This is a genomic window from Terrisporobacter sp. (assembly GCF_017888745.1).
In the GTDB taxonomy this organism is placed as follows: Bacteria; Bacillota; Clostridia; order Peptostreptococcales; family Peptostreptococcaceae; genus Terrisporobacter.
Map to the genome: position 1 here is coordinate 1 of NZ_JAGHFM010000262.1, position 5,752 is coordinate 5,752.

Annotated in this window: 5 protein-coding genes and 1 riboswitch; of the genes, 4 read left to right on the forward strand and 1 reads right to left on the reverse strand. The window is 27.0% G+C overall.

The features are described 5' to 3' along the window. Positions 1 to 680: mechanosensitive ion channel family protein (locus tag J7G74_RS11975; protein ID WP_297135670.1), on the forward strand; the 680-nt coding region annotated here is incomplete at its 5' end. Positions 681 to 831: 151 nt separating this feature from the next. After that, a complete protein-coding gene (locus J7G74_RS11980) occupies positions 832 to 1,422 on the forward strand; it encodes a TVP38/TMEM64 family protein (protein WP_297135673.1) in 591 nt (196 codons plus the stop codon). A gap of 29 nt (positions 1,423 to 1,451) precedes the next feature. Here the strand turns inward: J7G74_RS11980 and J7G74_RS11985 are convergent, their stop codons facing one another. Further along, positions 1,452 to 2,438 carry a lipoate--protein ligase gene (locus J7G74_RS11985; protein ID WP_297135676.1) on the reverse strand — a complete coding sequence of 329 codons (987 nt, stop codon included), beginning with the start codon at positions 2,436 to 2,438 and terminating at the stop codon, positions 1,452 to 1,454. Between the two features lie 199 nt (positions 2,439 to 2,637). Here J7G74_RS11985 and J7G74_RS11990 point away from each other — a divergent pair, with 199 nt between their 5' ends. Next, complete coding sequence (locus J7G74_RS11990) at positions 2,638 to 3,237, forward strand: DUF4362 domain-containing protein (RefSeq protein WP_297135679.1); 600 nt, start codon at positions 2,638 to 2,640, stop codon at positions 3,235 to 3,237. Positions 3,238 to 3,506: 269 nt separating this feature from the next. Continuing rightward, a riboswitch (Lysine riboswitch) is annotated at positions 3,507 to 3,681 on the forward strand. Between the two features lie 150 nt (positions 3,682 to 3,831). Further along, the gene (locus J7G74_RS11995) at positions 3,832 to 5,589 is read left to right on the forward strand and encodes a Na+/H+ antiporter NhaC family protein (protein WP_297135681.1); all 1,758 of its coding nucleotides are present in this window, start codon (positions 3,832 to 3,834) and stop codon (positions 5,587 to 5,589) included. The last annotated feature ends 163 nt before the right edge of the window (positions 5,590 to 5,752 follow it).

The window sequence follows — 5,752 nt, forward strand, 5'->3', positions numbered from 1 at the left end:
CGAAAAATATGGATATGACTCTGATAAGATTTGTTAAATCTTTTATAAATATATCATTAAAAGGATTATTAGTTTTAGTGATAGCAGGTGGTTATTGGGACTTGCAGCTTTCTAGTCTGGCAGCAGTAGTAGCTTCTGCTGGGGTTGCTATAGGTCTTGCTCTTCAAGGTAGTTTATCTAACTTTGCAGGTGGCTTTATAATACTTTTACTTAGACCTTTTAAAGTAGGAGATTATATACAGACAGGTCAGTTTGAAGGTGAAGTTGAGCAAATAGGGGTATTTTATACTACATTAACAACTATAGACAATAAAGTTGTATTAATACCTAATGGAACTCTTTCTAATGGTAGTTTAATAAATTATTCTTCAAAACTGACAAGAAGAGTAGACTTAATATTCTCTGCAAGTTATGAAAGTGATATACTAAAAGTTAAAAGAGTATTAGAAGATATTGTAAGAAATAATCCTTTAATTTTACATAATCCAGAGCCATTTATTGGGTTATTTGAACAAGGGGCAAATTCTCTTAACTTTGCTGTAAGAGTTTGGTGCAATAAAGAAAACTATTGGCCAGTATATTTTGACTTATTAGAAAAAGTTAAAATAAGATTTGATGAAGAAGGTATTTCTATACCATATCCTCAAATGGATTTACATGTTAGACAGATTGTGAAATAATAAAAAAGACCACTATTTATGTGGTCTTTTGTTATATTTTTATAATATAACAAAAATGTTACGATTTTATGAAATTTTCGTAAGAAATGATATACGTAAATTTATTGTGATATAATAAGTATATTAAATTACTCACAAAGGGGAGGAAATTGTGGAACATATTCAAAGCATATATAATTTAGTAAATGATTATTGGCTATTATCAATTATAGTAGGGTTTACAAGTGTATTTATTGAAAGCTTTTTACCAATTCTTCCTTTAATAGCAATTGTTACTGCTAATGCAGCTTTGTTTGGAATGTATCCAGGTTTAATAATATCTTGGATAGGTTCTACAAGTGGCACTATTTGCTTATTTTTCTTTATTAAAAAAATAAGTAATAATAGAGTGGTAAATCTAGTAAAAAATGAAAAAGTTGAAAAAGCTATACATTGGATAGAAGAAAAAGGATTTATATTACTATTTTTAGCTTATGCATGTCCTTTTTTACCTGCTTGTGTAGTAACCATTTCTCAAGGGCTAGCCAAAAGAGATTCCTCTGTATTTATATCTGCCGTGTTAACTGGTAAATTAGTAATGTTTTTTATTATTAGCTATATAGGTAAAGATATAGTAGGTTTTATTACAAATCCATTGAAAGTATTGTTACTTTTAATTATAACTTTCGTAGCATGGAAACTAGGAACAAAACTAAATAAAGACTTAGAAAATTATGAGAACAAAAAAAATAAAGAAGAATAGAGTAATTTCTGTTCTTCTTTATTTTTATACTATTTTACACCCATTATTCCTTTAACTAATACGTCTATGTTACATCCTAGGAAATAATTATTAATTTCTATATCGCTTAGTACAATCCTTATACTTTCTTCGTTATGTTTAATATTTTTCAACTTAGATTCTATGAAGGAAACATCTTCTTTTCCAAAAAAGTCACCGAAGAATTTTATATCGCTTATTATACCTTTTTCCACATTTAAATTAAATTCAACATTTCCACCATCATATTTTAATTCATTACTAAGTGAGTATTTTGGAGAAATACCAAAATTCCAATCCCATGTGCTATATTTATCTTCAACTAATAAATTAATATTATCTATATCTTCTTGGCTCATTTGATAAAAAGAGCTACTATTATCATTATTAGCTATAAAAGCCATTAAATAATTTTTAAATTCTAACACATCCATAGGATTTTCTAAATGTTCGCTTATATTAGTTACACGAGATTTTACCGATTTTACACTTTTTCCTTCGAATTTAGAGGCTTTAACTTTTAGAGCATCAGATATATCATTTATTTGAGAAGAAAATAAAAGTGTACCATGATGCATTACTTTGTTTTTATAATTATATTGAGCATTACCTGAAAACTTTTTACCATCAATTAATAAATCATTTCTTCCTGAAAACTCAGCGTTTATTCCTAGACCCTTTAATGCTTCTATTATAGGTAAAGTAAATCTCTTGAAATCACTAAAGCTATTATTATTACAAGAAATAAATGTAAAACATATATTGCCTAAATCATGAAACACAGCCCCTCCACCAGATTGCCTTCTTACAACTTTAATATTATTATCTTTTACATAGTCATAATTAATTTCTGATAATGTATTTTGATTTTTACCAACAATAATGGCAGACTCATTTCTCCATAATAAAAAAATATCTTCTTTAGTATTTTTTAAAAAATATTCTTCCATAGCTAAATTAAAATAAGGGTTAGTTTTTTCATTATATATTAATAACATTTTTACCTCCTAGCTTATTATTGAGTTTGTCTATATATTCAACAAAGTATGATGATTATCCTTTTTAATAGACAAAAAAATAAGAAAATATGTCTAAAATTCAAGGAAAAAGTATATTAACTCTTAAAAGAAAGATTAAAAGATGGAAGGGTTTATATTGTGTAATAAAGAAAAAATATATAATAAAGGGGGGGATATTTTGAAAAAATTATTAGTTTTTGTAATTACTAATGTTATAGCAATAAATTTTATAGGATGTTGCAAAACTGTAGACTTAAACATTAAAAATTTTAAAAATCAAATAAGTGAATTAAAAGTATATGGAAAAGAAGAATCTAGTGAAATAATAAAGATATTAACAAGTTGTGGTAATAATAAGGATTTATCGATTGATAATGCAATAAAAAAAAATATGATAGTAATTAAAAATGGAAAAATGGTAGGTAATAAAAACTTATGGGATAATTTTAATAAAAATATAAAAAATAAAAAAGAAGATAGTGTTATAATTGTACAATATACAGCTCAAGAAGATGCTATTTTAATATATCTATCCTATAATAAAGATAAATTTTTTATGATAAAAGATGAATCTAGAGATAGACATAGAGAAGTAAGAGATAAAAATTATTATGAATATGATTTTAAATATATGAGAATATTTGAAGAAAATAATAACATATATGCATATTTATTAGACGATAACAATATTACTTTAGACGAGTTAAACTATTCTTTAATTAGTGAAGATATATCACAATGGGTACATTATGGATTTATATTTCATATAAATAAATAATAATAAGATATACTAAATATAAGAACTGAGCAAAGCGGTCGAGGCTCGATATTTATCAGCATTAACAATAATGTAAGCACGATGAATTGTTAAAAAATAAAAGACTTAGACTAAAATTATCAAATAGCAAATTTTAATCTAAGGGTTTTGTATAAAAGTAATTAAGTTTAAATTATAAAACAAAGTAAGGTATTATTAATGAAAAAAATATTTTATTAATTACTTGCCAAAATGTGGCAATATGTATATAATTATAATAACAAGTGAATATTTAAGGTAGAGGTGCGGTATTTATGAGTAACAATAAGGAGTTAAGCACGTTGATTTATTGTGAAAGGAAAAATCGCCGAAGCGTATAACTGAAGCTTTAAGGTTATATAGCTGGGGGTATATAGAATATATGTATCACTGTCACTAATTTTTTAGTGTTGAGCTATCAATTCGGATTTATAATTTGAATAATTATGACCTTGATGCTCTAGCATCAAGGTCTTTTTAATTTGCTAAAGAAATATTTTTATTTATAAAATGAATTAAATTTTAAGCAATAACTAGCCCTTATAATATTCACTAAAAATATGAGGGGGAAATATTATGAAAAAAAGAAATTTTAGATTATTTTTAATGACAACTATGTTTTTTATTATGACAACAGCATTATCATTCGCAGAAGAAGTTGATATCCAAGCTCAAAATGCTGAGCGATTTGGTATTTTTACTTTGATACCACCGATAGTAGCTATATCCTTAGCATTTATAACTAAAAATGTTATAGTTTCGTTGGTTATAGGGATAATGTCAGGAGGATTCATACTTAACATAATAGGCTCAAATCCTTTTATGGCATTATTTTATTCTTTCTTAGATTTAATAGACAGAGCAGTTGAATCACTTGCTGATCCATGGAATGCTGGTATTATACTTCAAGTGCTAGCAATAGGTGGAGTAATAAACCTTGTTGGAAAAATGGGTGGAGCAAAAGCTATAGCTGAAGCTTTATCAAAAAGAGCAAAAAATGCTAAAAGTGCACAAATAATAGCTTGGGTAGCAGGTTTACTTGTATTTTTTGATGATTATGCGAACTCATTAATAATTGGACCGATGATGAGACCTGTTACTGATAAAATGAAGATATCAAGAGAAAGATTAGCGTTTATTATAGACGCGACAGCAGCACCAGTTGCAGGTATAGCTATAATATCTACTTGGATAGGTCTTGAAGTCGGTCTTATAGGCTCTGCATTTGAAAGTATAGGTGTTGATACAAATGCTTTTGGTGTGTTTTTAAATACTATACCATTCAGATTTTATAATATTTTAATATTAGGGTTTATAGTAATGACTGCACTACTTTTAAAAGAGTTTGGCCCTATGAGAAAAGCAGAAATTGAATGTAGAAGAGGTGGATTAAATCTTACTGTTAATGAAGATGTAGATAAAGAATTAAGTAAACATGATGATTTAGAACCACTACCAGGTGTTAAATTAAATATTTGGAATGCTATAATACCAATAGGAACATTAATATTAGGTGCATTATTTGCATTTTATTATAGTGGATACACTACTATAATGGGCGGAGAAGACACAGCAATAATAGAACTTATGAAAAATTCACCAGCATCATTTGAAGCAATAAAAGAAGCATTTTCAAATGCAGATGCATCAGTTGCACTTTTTCAATCAGCATTATTTGCAGGAATAGTAGCAGTAGTTATGGGGGTATGTAAAAAAATATTTACAGTTTCTGAAGCTCTAGATATATGGGTAGATGGTATGAAAACTTTAGTTATAACGGGTGTAATATTAATTTGTGCATGGTCACTTTCTTCAGTAATAAAAGAACTTGGTACAGCTAAGTACTTAATTACATTATTATCAGGTTCTATACCACAATTTATATTACCAAGTTTAATATTTGTACTTGGTGCAATTATATCATTTGCAACAGGAACATCTTATGGAACAATTGGTATATTAATGCCACTAGCAATACCACTTGCTTACTCAATAAATCCTGATATGTCTTATGTAATAGTAAGTACAAGTGCGGTTTTAACAGGAGCTATATTTGGAGACCATTGTTCACCAATATCAGATACTACAATTTTATCTTCAATGGGTGCAGGATGTAATCATATAGATCATGTTAGAACACAAATGCCATATTGTATATTTGTGGCAGTAATAACAATACTATTTGGATATATACCAGCAGGTTTCGGTTTACCAGTTTATTTAATTTTACCAATAGCATTCATAGCAATGTTTATAGGTGTACAATTATTTGGTAAGAGTGTAGAGGTAGAAGAGATAAAAGAAATAAAAGGGAATGAAATATTAGAAGGTTAATTAATGAAAAAAAAGACTTAAATACAATGTATTTAAGTCTTTTTTTTGCAAATAATATGATATATGAGAGAGGTGTATTATTATGGCATATGTAAATTTTAAGGAAGAAAATTATAAGTTAAAAATTCAATTAGATAAAAGAAAGAAAAATAATGATAAAATC

What these genes read in the sequence shown, in the direction of transcription:
- J7G74_RS11985 (WP_297135676.1), bottom strand. Translation starts at nt 2,438, where the DNA reads ATGTTATTAATATATAATGAAAAAACTAACCCTTATTTTAATTTAGCT.
- J7G74_RS11995 (WP_297135681.1), top strand. Translation starts at nt 3,832, where the DNA reads ATGAAAAAAAGAAATTTTAGATTATTTTTAATGACAACTATGTTTTTT.